Origin of the sequence: Kitasatospora sp. NPDC058190 (assembly GCF_042883685.1) — a bacterium.
Taxonomy (GTDB): Bacteria; Actinomycetota; Actinomycetes; order Streptomycetales; family Streptomycetaceae; genus Kitasatospora.
The window spans coordinates 17,381-33,801 of sequence record NZ_JBHVVI010000002.1; the positions used below are offsets into that span (position 1 = coordinate 17,381).

The 16,421-nt window shown below is 72.3% G+C and carries 8 protein-coding genes; 6 read left to right on the top strand and 2 right to left on the bottom strand.

The window, feature by feature from the left end; genetic code table 11:
* Positions 1-39 precede the first annotated feature (39 nt).
* Complete coding sequence (secA, locus tag ACFVWU_RS01075; RefSeq protein ID WP_387613729.1) at positions 40-2,802, top strand: preprotein translocase subunit SecA; 2,763 nt, start codon at positions 40-42, stop codon at positions 2,800-2,802.
* Between the two features lie 77 nt (positions 2,803-2,879).
* On the opposite strand, the gene ACFVWU_RS01080 is transcribed toward secA, so the two are convergent.
* Positions 2,880-3,329 (bottom strand): Rv3235 family protein, encoded by a 450-nt coding sequence (locus ACFVWU_RS01080; protein WP_387613731.1) that lies wholly within the window; start codon positions 3,327-3,329, stop codon positions 2,880-2,882.
* 319 nt (positions 3,330-3,648) lie between these two features.
* Here ACFVWU_RS01080 and ACFVWU_RS01085 point away from each other — a divergent pair, with 319 nt between their 5' ends.
* The 5 genes from ACFVWU_RS01085 to ACFVWU_RS01105 all read left to right on the top strand — a co-directional run bounded on the left by ACFVWU_RS01085 (position 3,649) and on the right by ACFVWU_RS01105 (position 13,165).
* Positions 3,649-4,746, top strand: coding sequence for a patatin-like phospholipase family protein (locus tag ACFVWU_RS01085; RefSeq protein WP_387613734.1), 1,098 nt, complete (start codon positions 3,649-3,651; stop codon positions 4,744-4,746).
* A 107-nt stretch (positions 4,747-4,853) separates the two neighbouring features.
* Positions 4,854-5,363 (top strand): DUF6912 family protein, encoded by a 510-nt coding sequence (locus tag ACFVWU_RS01090; protein ID WP_387613737.1) that lies wholly within the window; start codon positions 4,854-4,856, stop codon positions 5,361-5,363.
* Positions 5,364-5,479: 116 nt separating this feature from the next.
* Positions 5,480-6,136, top strand: coding sequence for an HAD family hydrolase (locus tag ACFVWU_RS01095; protein ID WP_387613739.1), 657 nt, complete (start codon positions 5,480-5,482; stop codon positions 6,134-6,136).
* A 171-nt stretch (positions 6,137-6,307) separates the two neighbouring features.
* Positions 6,308-7,933, top strand: a complete 1,626-nt coding sequence (gene pruA, locus ACFVWU_RS01100; RefSeq protein WP_387614096.1) for an L-glutamate gamma-semialdehyde dehydrogenase — start codon at positions 6,308-6,310, stop codon at positions 7,931-7,933.
* A 285-nt stretch (positions 7,934-8,218) separates the two neighbouring features.
* The gene (locus ACFVWU_RS01105; RefSeq protein ID WP_387613741.1) at positions 8,219-13,165 is read left to right on the top strand and encodes an NAD-glutamate dehydrogenase; all 4,947 of its coding nucleotides are present in this window, start codon (positions 8,219-8,221) and stop codon (positions 13,163-13,165) included.
* Between the two features lie 226 nt (positions 13,166-13,391).
* On the opposite strand, the gene ACFVWU_RS01110 is transcribed toward ACFVWU_RS01105, so the two are convergent.
* Positions 13,392-16,235 carry an FtsK/SpoIIIE domain-containing protein gene (locus ACFVWU_RS01110; protein ID WP_387613744.1) on the bottom strand — a complete coding sequence of 948 codons (2,844 nt, stop codon included), beginning with the start codon at positions 16,233-16,235 and terminating at the stop codon, positions 13,392-13,394.
* Positions 16,236-16,421 lie beyond the last annotated feature (186 nt).

A 16,421-nucleotide genomic window follows, 5' to 3' on the forward strand; every position in this document is an offset into this window, starting at 1 on the left:
CAGTCGTCCAGTGCCAATACAGGCAAGGAGCCCGCTCAAGTGTCCGTCTTCGACAAGATCCTGCGCGCCGGCGAAGGCAAGATCCTTCGCAAGCTGCAGCGGATTGCTGCCCAGGTCAACTCCATCGAAGAGGACTTCGTCAACCTCACCGACGCCGAGCTGCGCGCGCTGACCGACGAGTACAAGCAGCGGCTCGTCGACGGCGAGTCGCTGGACGACATCCTCCCCGAGGCGTTCGCCACCGTCCGCGAGGCCGCCAAGCGCGTGCTCGGCCAGCGGCACTACGACGTCCAGCTGATGGGTGGCGCGGCCCTGCACTTCGGTTACGTCGCCGAGATGCGCACCGGCGAGGGCAAGACCCTCGTCGGCACCCTGCCCGCGTACCTGAACGCGCTGACCGGCAAGGGCGTCCACCTGATCACCGTCAACGACTACCTCGCCGAGCGCGACTCGGAGTGGATGGGCCGGGTGCACCGCTTCCTCGGCCTCGAAGTCGGCGTGATCCTGGCCAACATGACGCCCGTCGAGCGCAAGCGCCAGTACGCGATGGACATCACGTACGGCACGAACAACGAGTTCGGCTTCGACTACCTGCGCGACAACATGGCCTGGTCGAAGGACGAACTCGTCCAGCGCGGCCACAACTTCGCGGTGGTCGACGAGGTCGACTCGATCCTCATCGACGAGGCCCGCACCCCGCTGATCATCTCCGGCCCGGCCGACCAGGCGACCAAGTGGTACGCCGACTTCGCCAAGCTGGTGCTGCGTCTGAAGATCGACCGCGACTACGAGGTCGACGAGAAGAAGCGCACCGTCGGCATCCTGGAGGAGGGCGTCACCCGGGTCGAGGACTACCTCGGCATCGACAACCTCTACGAGTCGGTGAACACCCCGCTCGTCGGCTTCCTGAACAACGCCATCAAGGCGAAGGAGCTGTACAAGAAGGACAAGGACTACGTCGTCATGAACGGCGAAGTCATGATCGTCGACGAGCACACCGGCCGCATCCTGGCCGGCCGCCGCTACAACGAGGGCATGCACCAGGCGATCGAGGCCAAGGAGGGGGTGGAGGTCCAGAACGAGAACCAGACCCTGGCCACCATCACCCTGCAGAACTTCTTCCGCCTGTACGACAAGCTGTCCGGCATGACCGGTACCGGCACCACCGAGGCGGCCGAGTTCCACCAGATCTACAAGCTCGGCGTGGTGCCGATCCCGACCAACAAGACGCCGCTGCGCATCGACCAGCCCGACCTGATCTACAAGTCGGAGCCGGCCAAGTTCGCCGCCGTGGTCGAGGACATCGCCGAGAAGCACGAGAAGGGCCAGCCGGTGCTGGTCGGCACCGTGTCGGTCGAGAAGTCCGAGTACCTGTCGCAGGAGCTGCGCAAGCGCGGCATCCCGCACGAGGTGCTGAACGCCAAGCACCACGAGCGCGAGGCGCAGATCGTCGCGCAGGCCGGCCGCAAGGGCGCCGTCACCGTCGCCACCAACATGGCCGGCCGTGGCACCGACATCATGCTCGGCGGCAACCCGGACCACCTCGCGGCGGCCGAGCTGGCCCAGCGCGGGCTCTCCGCGGGCGACAACCCGGAGGAGTACGAGGCCGAGTTCCCGGCCGCGCTGGAGAAGGCCAAGGTCTCGGTCAAGGCCGAGCAGGAGGAGGTCAAGGAGGCCGGTGGCCTCTACGTCCTCGGCACCGAGCGGCACGAGTCCCGCCGGATCGACAACCAGCTGCGCGGCCGCTCCGGTCGTCAGGGCGACCCGGGCGAGTCCCGCTTCTACCTGTCGCTGGGCGACGACCTGATGCGCCTGTTCAAGGCCGGCATGGTCGAGCGCGTGCTCTCGATGGCCAACGTGCCCGAGGACGTGCCGATCGAGTCCAAGATGGTCACCCGCGCGATCGCCTCCGCGCAGACCCAGGTCGAGCAGCAGAACTTCGAGATCCGCAAGAACGTCCTCAAGTACGACGAGGTGCTCAACCGCCAGCGCGAGGTCATCTACGGCGAGCGCCGCCGCGTGCTGGAGGGCGAGGACCTGCAGGAGCAGGTCGGCCACTTCATGGACGACACCGTCGAGGCCTACGTCAAGGCGGCCACCGGCGAGGGCTTCGAGGACGACTGGGACCTGGACAAGCTCTGGTCCGCGCTCAAGCAGCTCTACCCGATCACCCTGGACCTGGAGGAGCTGGAGGAGGAGGCCGGCGGCAGCGCCGGGCTGACCCCCGAGTTCCTGACCAAGGCCATCCAGGAGGACATCCAGGCCCAGTACGGCGCCCGCGAGGACCAGCTCGGCGAGGAGATCATGCGCGAGCTGGAGCGCCGGGTCGTCCTGTCGGTGCTGGACCGCCGCTGGCGCGAGCACCTCTATGAGATGGACTACCTCCAGGAGGGCATCGGCCTGCGGGCCATGGCGCAGCGCGACCCGCTGGTCGAGTACCAGCGCGAGGGCTTCGACATGTTCACCGCGATGATGGAGGGCATCAAGGAGGAGTCCGTCGGCTACCTGTTCAACCTGGAGGTCCAGGTCGAGCAGCAGGTCGAGGAGGTCCCGGTCGAGGACACCCAGGTGGTGCTCGACAAGCTGGAGAAGGACGCCGCCCGCCCGGAGATCAAGGCCAAGGGCCTGGAAGCCCCCAAGCCCCAGCGGCTGCACTACACGGCCCCCTCGGACGAGGTCGGCGGCGGTGTCATCGAGGGCGACTTCGAGGACCTGGCGCCGGAGGACGAGGGCGACGGGCTGACCCGCGCCGAGCGCCGCAAGGCCGCCAAGTCCGCCAAGGGTCGCCGCCGCAAGGGCTGAGCCCACGGAAGGACGCCGGACAGGGCGCCGCACCCGTACGGGTGCGGCGCCCTGCGCCGTCCCCGGGCACCGTGTGGTCATCGGGCCTCCACGGCGGTGCACTGCCACTGCCCGGCCGGGCCGCGCTGCTCCAACCGGAAGGCCACCATGTGGTGCCGCCGGCCGAGGTCGACCCGGACGCAGGCCTCGACCGCGTCGGGCGAGGGTGACCGGTCGTGCACCGGGCCGAGCCGCGGCCGGTCGGCGGGGCCGCCGCGGCGCAGCGCGCCGACCCGGACCAGCGAGGCGAGCTGCCCGTAGCCGTCCAGGCTGGTGTGCCGCATCAGCTGGCCGGAGGGCCGGGCGCCGGTGAGCACCTCGACCAGCTGGTGGGCGAAGCGGGCGGCGAGCGCCCGGGGGTCGTGCTCGCGGGGCGCCGCGGCGGCGGTGCAGGCGGCGCGCGGCCGGCGCGGTCGGCGCCCGGCCGGGTCACAGCTCCCGAGGGTGCGGACGCGGCGGTGCGGGCGGGCGGTGAGATGGGCGGTCACGGTGGCTCCCGGTACGGGTGGTGCGAGTACGGACGGGTCCAGGCTGGCGGCGCCGCGCGCGGGGCGGCAACGCGTTTCCCGGCCGCCCGCGGCCAGGCACGAAGTTCACCTATCCGGGTGAATCGACCAATGTGGCGACGGGCCCGGCGGGCCGTCCGGCGGTGCCCCGGTTGACGCGCGGGGACGGTCCGTACGGTCCAAAAGGGGACGCCCCGATACGGCGGATCGGGTGGTCCCGCTCGAGCCTCCCGTTGCCCGTGCGACCGTCCGCGGGCACCATCGGAGCCTGATCCGTTCCCGACGACGACGGGCGGCCGGGATGACGACAACCGGAATCACGACACGGACGGCGGCGGCCCCGACCGCCACCGCCGGGGGCGCGCCCCGGCGCGGCCTGGTGCTGGGCGGCGGCGGGATGCTCGGCGCGGCCTGGACGGTGGGCGCGCTGTGCGCCGTCGAGGAGGTCACCGGGCGGCAGCCGGGCGGGGCGGACGTCCTGCTCGGCACCTCGGCGGGCGCGATCCTGGCCGCGATGCTGGCCGGCGGCGTGCGCCCCGAGCAGCTGCGCGCCCACCAGTGCGGCCTGCCGATCACCGAGGGCCCGCTGGCCGGGGTGGCCTTCGACTACGGCACGGCGGTCGGCGGGCCGCTGCCGCCCCGTCCGCGGGCCGGGATCGGCTCGCCGGACCTGCTGCGGGACGCCGTCCGGCACCCGCGCGAGTACCCGCTGCTGACCATGGTCTCGGCGATGGCACCGCACGGCCAGGGCTCGCTGGCGTCGGTCGGCGAGCTGGTGCGCGACCTGCTCGGCCCGGGCGGCTGGCCGGCCCCGGGAACGGCCGAGCCGGGCCCGGCCGCGTTGCCACTGCGAGTGGCCGCCGTGGACTACCGCAGCGGCCACCGGGTGGTCTTCGGCGACCCGGACGCCCCGGCCGTCGCCGTCGCCGACGCCGTGATGGCCTCCTGTGCGATTCCCGGCTGGTTCGCGCCGGTCCGGCTGAACGGCTCGGCGTACGTGGACGGCGGCTGCTGGTCGGCCACCAGCGCCGACCTGATGCTCGGCCGCGGCCTGGAGGAGGTGTACGTGCTCGCCCCGATGGCCCTGCGGCTGGACCCGCACGCCGATCGCTCCGACCGCGGCACCCTGGCCGCGCTGCGCGAGTGGCGGGACCGGGACCGGGACCGCCCGCGCGGCGTGCTGGCCCAGCTGGTCAGCCGCTACCGCCGGGCCGTCACCCGCCAGCTGCTGCGCGAGGCCGCGCTGCTGCGGGCCGAGGGCGTACGGGTGCGGCTGCTCGCACCGACCCTGGCCGACCTCGCGGTGATGGGCCCGAACATGATGGACCCGGCCCGTCGGGGCGAGGTGCTGGAGAGCGGCCTGCGGACCAGCCGGGAGGCCCTGCGGGCCGCGCGCTGATCGGGCTGGAGGGTGATCACGACCGGCCCGGCTGAGCTTATTCTTGGGGCGCTGGAGAAGCTGTGCCGCTGGACGAACCCCGCTGGACGAACCGGAGAGTGCCACCGATGCGCGTGTACGTGCCCACCACCCTGACCGGCCTGGCGGCGGCGCACGAGGGCGGTGCCCTGGAGCAGTCCGCGGCGTACGCCGTGACCCCCGCGCTGCGCGAGTGGTACGTCAGCGACGACCTGGAGGAGCTGGAGTACGCGGCGCTGAACCGGGCTGCCCAGTCCTCGCTGCGGCTGCTGGCCGCCGACCCCCGGGCCCCGCGTCGGCGGGTCGTGGTGGCGCTGGACGTGGCCGACTCGGCCGTGCGGCCCTTCCCCGGTGACGAGTACCAGGACCAGGCCTCGCTGGGCCGGGTGGTGCTGGCCGGCCCGCTGAAGCTCGCCAAGGCCGCCTCGGTGCACGCGGACGTCGCCGACGACGAGGTGGTCGCGGACGTCACGGCGGCGGTGGCGGCGGTGGCCGCGGCCGACGCGGGCGACCAGGACGCCCAGTTCACCGTGGACGGCGCCGAGGACCACGACCTGCTCTGGTTCGCGACCCAGGAGATCCCCTCGCTGCTGGCCTGAGCGAGCGAGCGAAGCATGGGGGTCCCCCCGGCCGAAGGCTGGGGGAGAACCATCGAGAGGTGCGCGTGACCCCGGTCCTACCGGTGTGTCGTCCGTCCGGGTTACCGTCTGAACCCGTGCGCACTCACATCGTTTGGGACTGGAACGGCACCCTCTTCCACGACATGGACGCGGTCCTCGCAGCGAGCAACGCCGCGTTCGCGACCATCGGCGTCGGGCCGATGACCATGCAGCAGTACCGCGAGCAGTACGAGATCCCGATTCCGCGCTTCTACGAGCGGCTGCTCGGCCGGATGCCCTCCCAGGAGGAGTGGCTGAAGCTGGACGACGCGTTCCAGGACCGCTACCGCGAGCTCAGCCCGGCCTGCGGCCTGACCGACGGCGTGCTGGAGCTGCTGGAGGGCTGGCAGTCGGCCGGGCACAGCCAGTCCCTGCTGTCGATGTACACGCACGACATGCTCGTCCCGCTGGTCGAATCCTTCGGCCTGACCGGCCGCTTCCTGCGGGTCGACGGCCGCAGCGGCCCGTCCGGTGGCCAGAAGGCGGAGCAGTTGCGCAAGCACCTGGCCGCGCTCGGGGAGCGGGTGGACCCGGCCCGCACGGTGCTGATCGGCGACGCCGCCGACGACGCCCTGGCGGCGCTGGGCGCGGGTGCCCACGCGGTGCTCTACACCGGCGGCTCGCACACCCGGGAGAAGCTGGAGCCGGTCGGCGTCCCGGTGGTGGACAGCCTGGCCGAAGCGGTCGAGCTGGCGGGCCGGCTCGCGGGCTGAGCCGCCGGCGGGCCGGACGGCCGAGTCGATGTTCCGACGGCGGACGTGGGGGGCGCCACGTCCGCCGTCGGCGTGTCTGGACGGGCGGATTCGGCCGGCCCTGGTCAGGCTGGGGATGACACCAGTGGAGCGACAGCCCGCAGCAGCCAGCAGGACGGAGCGGCCATGCCCATCGACGCAGTCACCGAGGTGCCGACCCCGGTCAACGAGCCGGTGCTGGCGTACGCGCCCGGCAGCCCGGAGCGGGAGCGGCTGGTCCGGCGGCTGGACGAGCTGGCGGCCGAGCAGATCCCGCTGCCGATGACCGTCGGCGGCGAGCAGCGCTTCGGCAGCGGCGAGCGGATCGACGTCGTCCAGCCGCACCACCACGCCGCCAAGCTGGGGGTGCTCGGCAACGCCACCCGGGAGGACGCCCGGGTGGCGGTGGACGCGGCGCTGGCGGCCGGGCGGCAGTGGCGCTCGCTGTCCTTCGACGACCGCGCGGCGGTCTTCCTGCGCGCCGCCGACCTGCTGTCCGGGCCCTGGCGGGAGACGCTCAACGCGGCCACCATGCTCGGCCAGTCCAAGACCGTGCAGCAGGCCGAGATCGACTCCGCCTGTGAGCTGATCGACTTCTGGCGGTTCAACGTCCACTTCGCCCGGCAGATCCTGGCCGAGCAGCCGAGCTCCTCCCCGGGCGCGTGGAACCGGGTGGACCACCGGCCGCTGGAGGGCTTCGTCTACGCGATCACCCCGTTCAACTTCACCGCGATCGCCGGGAACCTGCCCACCGCGCCCGCGCTGATGGGCAATACCGTGGTCTGGAAGCCCGCGCCGACCCAGACGCTGGCCGCGTACCACCTGATGCGCCTGCTGGAGGCGGCCGGCCTGCCGCCCGGGGTGATCAACCTGGTCACCGGCGACGGCCTGCAGGTCTCCCCGGTGGCCCTCGCCGACCCGGCGCTGGCCGGGCTGCACTTCACCGGCTCCACCGCCACCTTCCAGTCGCTGTGGCAGACCATCGGCGCGAACATCGGCGGCTACCGCGGCTACCCGAGGATCGTCGGCGAGACCGGCGGCAAGGACTTCCTGCTGGCCCACCCCTCGGCCGACCCGGAGATCCTGAAGACCGCCATGATCCGCGGCGCCTTCGAGTACCAGGGCCAGAAGTGCTCGGCGCTCTCCCGCGCCTACCTGCCGCGCAGCGTCTGGCTGAGGATCAAGGACGACTTCCTGGCCGAGGTGGACGCCCTCACCGTGGGCGACGTCACCGATCTGTCCAACTTCATGGGCGCCCTGATCGACAAGCGCGCCTTCGAGAAGAACCGCGTCGCGATCGAGCGGGCCAAGGCCGACCCGACCGTCGAACTGGTGGCCGGTGGCCAGTACGACGACGCGATCGGCTGGTTCGTCCGCCCGACCGTCCTGGTCTCCTCCGACCACCGGGGCGAGATCTTCCGCACCGAGTACTTCGGCCCGATCCTCGCGATCCACGTCTACGAGGACTCCCGCTGGGAGGACGTGCTCGGCCGGGTCGACTCCGGTGCCCCCTACGGCCTGACCGGCGCGGTGATCGCGCAGGATCGTTACGCCATCGCCCAAGCCGTGGAGGAACTGCGCTTCACCGCCGGAAACTTCTACATCAACGACAAACCCACCGGCGCCGTCGTCGGCCAGCAGCCCTTCGGTGGCTCCCGGGCCTCGGGGACCAACGACAAGGCGGGCGCCGCCCAGAACCTGCTGCGCTGGACCTCGGCCCGCGCGATCAAGGAAACCTTCGTCCCGCCGACCCACCACGGCTACCCGCACATGGGCTGAGAGTGAACATGAGGCTCCGGTTTGGACATGCTGTCCAGGACGGACCGGACATCCTTAGGGTTTGCGCCTCCCTGTCCCTGTGCACCTTCGATTGATCCGGTTAGGCTGGCTGGCGTCGTCGGGTGGCTTGCAGGACGAATGGGTCGTCCTACCCACTGTTAGGACGTTTCATGCGTGCCATGAGCCCCTTTCAGTCGGATGGTGCGGCAGGATTGCGGTGACCCGTCGGTGTACATCCACACACCACCGAGTCACGCAACGGCGCGCGACAGGAGCCAAGAAGTCATGCAGACCAAGCTGGACGCAGCCAAGGCCGAACTGCTCAAGAAGGCAGCCGCAGCCGCTGAGAACAGCCAGGTGGGGGGAGCGGCGCCGGGGGAGGGTCTGAGCAACGGTGCTCTGACCGCGTACCTGCACCACTACTACCTGCACACCGCGCCCGAGGACCTGGTCGACCTCGACCCGGTCGACGTGTACGGCGCGGCCGCCTCCCACTACCGCCTGGGCCTCAAGCGCCCCCAGGGCACCGCCGAGGTGCGGGTCCACACCCCCTCGGTCGAGGAGAACGGCTGGTCCTGCGGCCACACCGTGGTCGAGGTCGTCACCGACGACATGCCCTTCCTGGTGGACTCGGTCACCAATGAGCTGTCCCGCCAGGACCGCGCGATCCACATCGTCATCCACCCCCAGCTGGTCGTCCGCCGTGACATCACCGGCAAGCTGCTGGAGATCCTGGACGTCGACGCCTGCTCCCGCAGCCAGGCCGCCGGCACCGAGTGGCCCGCCGACGCGACCGTCGAGTCGTGGATGCACATCGAGATCGACCGCGAGACCGACCGCGACGACCTGCGCTCCATCGAGACCAACCTGCGCCGCGTGCTCGGCGACGTCCGCGAGGTCGTCGAGGACTGGGGCAAGATGCGCGAGAGCGCGCTGCGCCTGGCCGACGAGCTGGCCGAGGAGCCCCCGAGCGGCCTGCCCGAGCAGGAGGTCGGCGAGGCCTGGGAGCTGATGCGCTGGCTCGCCGACGACCACTTCACCTTCCTCGGCTACCGCGAGTACGACCTGGTCGAGCACGAGGGCGAGGAAGTCCTCAAGGCCGTCGCCGGGACCGGTCTCGGCATCCTGCGCTCCGACCCGCACAGCCACGACGACCGCCACCACGCGGTCTCCGAGGCCTTCGGCCGCCTCTCCGCGCCGGTGCGCGCCAAGGCCCACGAGAAGAAGCTCCTCGTCCTGACCAAGGCCAACAGCCGCTCCACCGTGCACCGCCCGGCCTACCTGGACTACGTCGGCGTCAAGAAGTTCAACGCCGCCGGCGAGCCGATCGGCGAGCGCCGCTTCCTCGGCCTGTTCTCCTCCGCCGCCTACACCGAGTCGGTCACCCGCATCCCGGTCGTGCGCCGCAAGGTCCAGGAGGTGCTGGACGGCTCCGGCTTCTCCAGCGAGAGCCACGACGGCCGCGACCTGCTGCAGATCATGGAGACCTTCCCGCGCGACGAGATCTTCCAGACCTCGGCCGCCGAGCTGCTCTCCATCGCCACCAGCGTGCTCTACCTGCAGGAGCGCCGTAAGCTGCGCCTCTTCCTGCGCCAGGACGAGTACGGGCGCTACTTCTCCGCGTTCATCTACCTGCCGCGCGACCGCTACACCACGCGCATCCGGCTGCTGCTCACCGACATCCTCAAGGAGGAGCTGAACGGCGCCACCATCGACTACACGGTGTACGCCACCGAGTCGGTGCTGACCCGCCTGCACTTCGTGGTCCGGGTCGCCCCGGGCACCGAGCTGCCCCAGCTCACCGACACCGACATCGAGCGGATCGAGAACCGCCTGGCCGAGGCCGCCCGGTTCTGGATGGACGGCTTCCACGACCAGCTGCACCTGGAGCTGGGCGAGGAGAAGGCCGCCGAGCTCGGCCACAAGTACGCCAACGCCTTCCCCGACGGCTACCGCGCCGACTTCCCGCCGCGCACCGCCGTCTCCGACATCAAGCAGATCGAGTCGCTGCACGGCGAGGGCGACTTCCGCCTGAACCTGTACCAGCCGGTCGGCGCCGGCGACGACGAGCGCCGCTTCAAGATCTACCGGGTCGGCGGCCCGATCTCGCTCACCGAGGTCCTGCCGGTGCTCCAGCGCCTGGGCGTCGAGGTGCTGGACGAGCACCCGTACGCGCTGCGCCGCTCCGACGGCACCACCGCGTGGGTGTACGACTTCGGCCTGAAGCTGCGTGAGGCCACCGGGCTCACCGACGAGGCCCGCGAGCGCTTCCAGGAGACCTTCGCGGCCACCTGGACCGGCAAGGCCGAGAACGACGGCTTCAACGAGCTGGTCCTCACCGCCGGGCTGAACTGGCGCCAGGCGATGGTGCTGCGCGCGTACGCCAAGTACCTGCGCCAGGCGGGCTCGACGTTCTCCCAGGACTACATGGAGGACGCGCTCCGCAACAACACCCACACCACCCGCCTGCTGGTCAACCTGTTCGAGGCCCGGCTGAGCCCGAGCCACCGTTCGGGCGCCCTGGAGCTGACCGAGGCCGTCCTGGAGGAGCTGGCCGGCGCGCTCGACGAGGTCGTCTCGCTGGACGAGGACCGCATCCTGCGCTCCTTCCTGCACCTCATCAAGGCCACTCTGCGGACCAACTTCTTCCAGCACGACGGCTCCGGTGAGTGGCACTCCTACGTGTCGATGAAGTTCGACCCGAAGGCCATCCCGGACCTGCCGGCTCCGCGCCCGGCGTTCGAGATCTGGGTCTACTCGCCGCAGGTCGAGGGCGTGCACCTGCGCTTCGGCAAGGTCGCCCGCGGCGGTCTGCGCTGGTCCGACCGGCGCGAGGACTTCCGCACCGAGATCCTCGGCCTGGTCAAGGCCCAGATGGTCAAGAACACCGTCATCGTCCCGGTCGGCGCCAAGGGCGGCTTCGTCGCCAAGCAGCTGCCGGACCCGTCGGTGGACCGCGACGCCTGGCTGGCCGAGGGCATCTCGTCCTACAAGACCTTCATCTCGGCGCTGCTGGACATCACCGACAACCTGGTGGCCGGCGAGGTCGTCCACCCGGCCGACGTGGTCCGCCACGACGAGGACGACACCTACCTGGTCGTCGCCGCCGACAAGGGCACCGCGACCTTCTCCGACATCGCCAACGGCGTCGCGGAGTCGTACGGCTTCTGGCTCGGCGACGCCTTCGCCTCCGGCGGCTCGGCCGGCTACGACCACAAGGGCATGGGCATCACCGCCCGCGGCGCCTGGGAGTCGGTCAAGCGCAACTTCCGCGAGCTCGGCGTCGACACCCAGACCGAGGACTTCACCGTCATCGGCATCGGCGACATGTCCGGCGACGTCTTCGGCAACGGCATGCTGCTCAGCGAGCACATCCGGCTGGTCGCCGCCTTCGACCACCGCCACATCTTCCTCGACCCGAACCCGGACGCGGCCGTCTCGTACGCCGAGCGCCGCCGACTGTTCGACCTGCCCCGCAGCTCCTGGGACGACTACGACAAGTCGCTGATCTCGGCCGGCGGCGGGGTCTTCCCCCGCAGCGCCAAGTCGATCCAGCTCAGCGCGCACGTCCGGGCCGCCCTGGGCATCCAGGAGAGCCGCCTGACCCCGGCCGATCTGATGAAGGCGATCCTGCAGGCGCCGGTCGACCTGTTCTGGAACGGCGGCATCGGCACCTACGTCAAGGCCTCCACCGAGACCAACGCCGAGGTCGGCGACAAGGCCAACGACGCCATCCGGGTCAACGGCGAGCAGGTCCGCGCCCGGGTCATCGGCGAGGGCGGCAACCTCGGCTGCACCCAGCTCGGCCGCATCGAGTACGCGGCCTCCGGCGGCCCGGAGAGCACCGGCGGCTGGATCAACACCGACGCCATCGACAACTCGGCCGGTGTGGACACCTCGGACCACGAGGTCAACATCAAGATCCTGCTCAACCAGGTCGTCACCGAGGGCGACATGACGGTCAAGCAGCGCAACGTCCTGCTCGCCGAGATGACCGACGAGGTCGGCCACCTGGTGCTGCGCAACAACTACGCGCAGAACGTGGTGCTGGCCAACGCCGTCGCCCAGGCGCACAGCATGGTCAACGTCCACGCGCGGATGATCAACCGCTTCGAGGCGGCCGGCCAGCTCGACCGGGCCCTGGAGTTCCTGCCCGCCGAGCGCCAGATCCGCGAGCGCCAGCAGAACGGCCGCGGGCTCTCCCAGCCCGAGATGTCCGTGCTGCTCGCCTACACCAAGATCATCCTGGCCGACGAGCTGCTGGCCACCGACCTGCCCGACGACCCGTACTTCCGCACCGCGCTGCACGAGTACTTCCCGAGCGCGCTGCGGGCGAAGTTCGCCGACGCGATCGACAACCACGCGCTGCGCCGCGAGATCATCACCACGCTGATCGTCAACGACACGATCAACCGCGGTGGCTGCACCTTCGCCTTCCGCCTGAAGGAGGAGACCGGCGCGACCTACGAGGAGATCGCCCGGACGCACACCGCCGCGCGGGCCGTCTTCGGCCTGGAGGAGATCTGGGCCGAGATCGAGGGCCTGGACAACAAGGTCCCGGCCCGGGTCCAGACCAAGATGCGGCTGCACTCGCGCCGCCTGGTCGAGCGCGCCACCCGGTGGATGCTCAACAACCGCCGCCAGCCGCTCGACATCGCCGGCACCATCGAGTTCTTCCACGACCGGGTCAACCAGGTCTGGGGCTCGCTGCCCAAGCCGCTGCGCGGCGAGGACCTGACCTGGTTCGAGTCGATCTACAACGAGCTCGCCTCGGCCGGGGTGCCGGAGGAGCTGGCCACCCGGATCGCCGGCCTGTCCTCGGTCTTCCCGACCCTGGACATCACCGAGGTCGCCGACCGCTCCGGCAAGGACGTCGCCGACGTCGCCGAGCTGTACTACGACCTGGGCGACCGCCTGCAGATCTCGCACCTGCTCGACCGCATCATCGACCTGCCCCGCACCGACCGCTGGTCGTCGATGGCCCGCGCCGCGATCCGCGAGGACCTCTTCGCGGCCCACGCGGCGCTGAGCGCCGACATCCTGGTCTGCGGCCCCGAGGGCGCCACCCCCGAGGAGCGCTACAACGCCTGGGCGGACCTCAACGCCACCCTGCTGAACCGCGCCAAGAGCACCCTCGACGACATAAGGGGTTCGGACAACTACGAGCTGTCCAGCCTCTCGGTCGCGATGCGCGTCATCCGCACCCTGCTGCGCACCGGTTCGATGCGCTGACGGACGGTTGGTAGGAAGGGGCCCGCGTCCTCGGACGCGGGCCCCTTCCGCTTTTCCGGCCCCGGCCGCCCGGGGCGGCGCCGGTGACCGTAGGTGTCGCCTCTTCGGGGCGGGCCCGTGGCTGCTGACACGGGCCCGCTCTGTTACGGGGTGTGGTGGTGGGCTCGGGTCCGGGGACGCGAGCCCACCCCACGTTTCCGGGCTGTCGTAGGGCCTGCGGCAGGGCCTACCGCGAGGCGGCGCGTTGGAGGGCGCTGGCGAGGAGGGCCAGGTCGGTGGGGCCGTTGCCGAGTTCGCGGACCGGGCGGCGGGCCGGCGGGGCGCCGAGTTGGAGGGGGTCTATCGCGACGACGGTGGGCCGCAGGGTCGCCGTGCGGGGGATGCGGCCGCTGATCCGGGCGGTCTGGAAGGCGGTGACGCCGCCGTCGGGGCGGCGCAGGTAGCCGCGGCCGGGAGTGTCCTCCGGGAGGGCGGCCGCGTCGCCGAGGTGGATCAGCAGGTCGGAGTCGGCCGGGTCGTCGGTGCGCAGGGCGATCCGGAGCAGGGCGGCCTCGTCGACCTCGGTGCCGGCGCTCTCCTCCGGACGGCCGGTGGCGACCGCGAGGTGGATGCCGAGCGGGCCGCCGCGCCGGGCGACGGCGGCGAGCGCGCGGGCCAGCGGGCGGCCGGCCGGGGAGGTGGGGGAGAGCAGGGCCTCGTAGTCGTCGACGACGACGACCAGCCGGGCCGGGGCGGGGTCGGCGGGGGAGGCGGCCGGCCGGGCGTCGGAGGAGCTGCGCGGCTGGATGATCCGCGGGCCGCCGGTCGAGGCGGCGCCGACCGTGGCGGGCACCGGGACCTGCGGGCGGTCCGCGGCCAGGGGCCGGCCGTCGAGGCCGTGCCCGTCCAGGCTGTGGCCGTCCAAGATGCGCGCCGCGTGCCAGGAGGCGAAGTCCAGCCCGTCGAACAGCCGCTCCCGCAGGGCGAGTTCGTCCTCCAAGGCCTCGGCCGCGAGCAGTGCGGCGCGCGGGTCGGCGGCGGCGTTGACCCGCCCGATGACGTGCGGCAGCTCGGTGCAGCCGTCCAGGCCGTCCTGCCCGTCCGAGCCGGCCCGGCCCTCGATGAGGGTGACGGTCAGCCGCTCGGGCCGCTCGGAGACGGCGAGCGAGGCGACCAGGGTGCGCAGCAGCTCGGTCTTGCCGGAGCCCCGCGCGCCGCCGATCAGCAGGTGCGGGCCGCCCGGGTCGGGGGAGGGGAGGGCGAGTTCGGGGTCGGCCAGGTCGAGGGTGCACAGCTCGTCCCGGGTGGTGCCGAGCAGCGCGGTGGCCGCGCCGATGCCGCCGGCGTGGGCGGCCCAACGGGCGGACAGCTTGGCCGGGGTGACGGTGTCGAGCTGGAGCAGGTCGAGCAGCCGCAGCGCGTCCGGCAGCGGCCCGCGGGCGGCCGGGGTGGCCTCGCGCAGCGGGGCGAGGACGCGGGCCAGCCGTTCGGCCCAGGCGTCGGAGACGGCGTCCAGCGAGACCTCGTGCAGGGTCTCCCGGCCGCGGGCCACCGGGCGGTCGATGGACAGGTGGGTGCCGACCTCGCCGGTGATCAGCGCGGTGGCACCGAGGCCGCGGGGGAGCAGCTCGGGCTGCTCGGCGAGGCAGATCGGGAAGATCCCGACCGCAGGGCCCTGGCGCAGCAGCAGGTCGAGCGCGTGCCGGGCGTCCTCGGTGGCCGGGCGGCCGTCCACCACGACCACGGTGGCCGGGTGGCCGCCGAGGCCGGTGGGGCCGCTGAGCCGGGCGGTGAGTTCGGTCAGCCGGGCGGTGGCCTGTTCGTCGTCGAGGCCGAGCAGCAGCCGGCAGTCCTGGCCGTCGGCGGGGCGCAGGTGGGGCAGCCACAGGGCCCAGGCCCAGGTGTCGACGCGGTCCTCGGGACTGCGGGCCGGGTCGGCGTCGACCACGACCAGGCTCAGCCCGGTCGGCGGGTGCAGTGCGGCGAGCTGGGCGACGACGGCGCGGGTGAGCGCGTCCAGGCGTTCGCGCGGACCGCAGAGGCCGAGGCTGCCGGCGGTCTGCAGGTCAAGGGTGACCGGGACGGCGGGCAGCATGGTGCCGGGCGTGGTGCCGGGGCCGCCGGGTCGATCGGCGGTGCCCAGCCGCAGGGTGAGCGCGTCGGGGTGGCCGGGGCCGCGCTCCCAGAGTCGGGGGCCGGGGCCGACGGCGTTGAGCAGCACGGTGGCGAGGTCGGGCCAGCGCTCGCGCTGGGCGGCGGCCTGGCGCAGCCGTACCGCGGCGTGGTGGCGCTCGGCGCTCTCCTCGGGCGGTTCGGCGGTGCGGCCGGACAGCAGTGAGAGCAGGCCGAGGCCGCGCCCGTGGGTGGGCTCGGGGGCGGCGGGCGGCTCGATGACGGGCGGCGCGGGCCGGACCGGGCCGGGGGCGGCGAGCTGGAGGTGGCCGTTGCCGTCGGGCAGGGCGGCGCGGGCGGGCTCCCCGGTCGGTTCGAAGACCTGCAGGGTGGATTCGCCGATCCTCAGCAGGGCGCCGCTCTCCAGCGGGACGGCGGCCTCGGCCGGGCCGGGCGGGACGAGTCGGCCGTCCAGGGTGGTGCCGTTGGTGGAGCCGAGGTCGCGGACGGCGATCCGGCCGTCCTCGCCGAGGTGCAGGGCGAGGTGCAGCCGGGAGACGTCCGGGTCGTCGAGCGGGACGTCGACCTCGCCGGAGCGGCCGATCCGGATCTCCCGGCCGTGCAGGCGGTGGACGCCGCCGGCGTCGGGGCCGCCGACGATCCGCAGCTCGGCGGCGGCGGTGGTGTCGTCGGGGTCGTCGGCGGTCGGGTCGGGCTCGTTGAGGCTGAGGACGGCGCCGTCGAGCAGCGGCGGGTGGCCGAGCAGCGTGTGTTCGTCCACCCGGTGCGCCCCGGCGTACAGGTGCACATGGGTCGCGGCGCGTGGCCCGCGCACGCCCACGGCGCCCGCGAGCGCGCCCGCGATGGCGCCGAGTGCGGTGCCGACGGGCGCGGTGACCAGCACGTCCACGTAGGGGATGGCGGCGCCGGCGGCGGTCGGGCCGCTGCGCGGTCGGAGGACGGTCAGCCGGATCTGCATCTCGCCCGCGGGTCCCTTCTGCTGGTGTGATGCCTGGTACCGCTGCCCGGTGTCGTCGCGGTCGCACCGGGCGGTCGCGGCAACCCTTTGGGCCACACGAGTGGCGAGTGTCCATCCTGCCATCCGGCGTGGACAGTCCGCGCACCGTACCGGATTTGACGATCTTGCGATCATCGCCATGGTGGA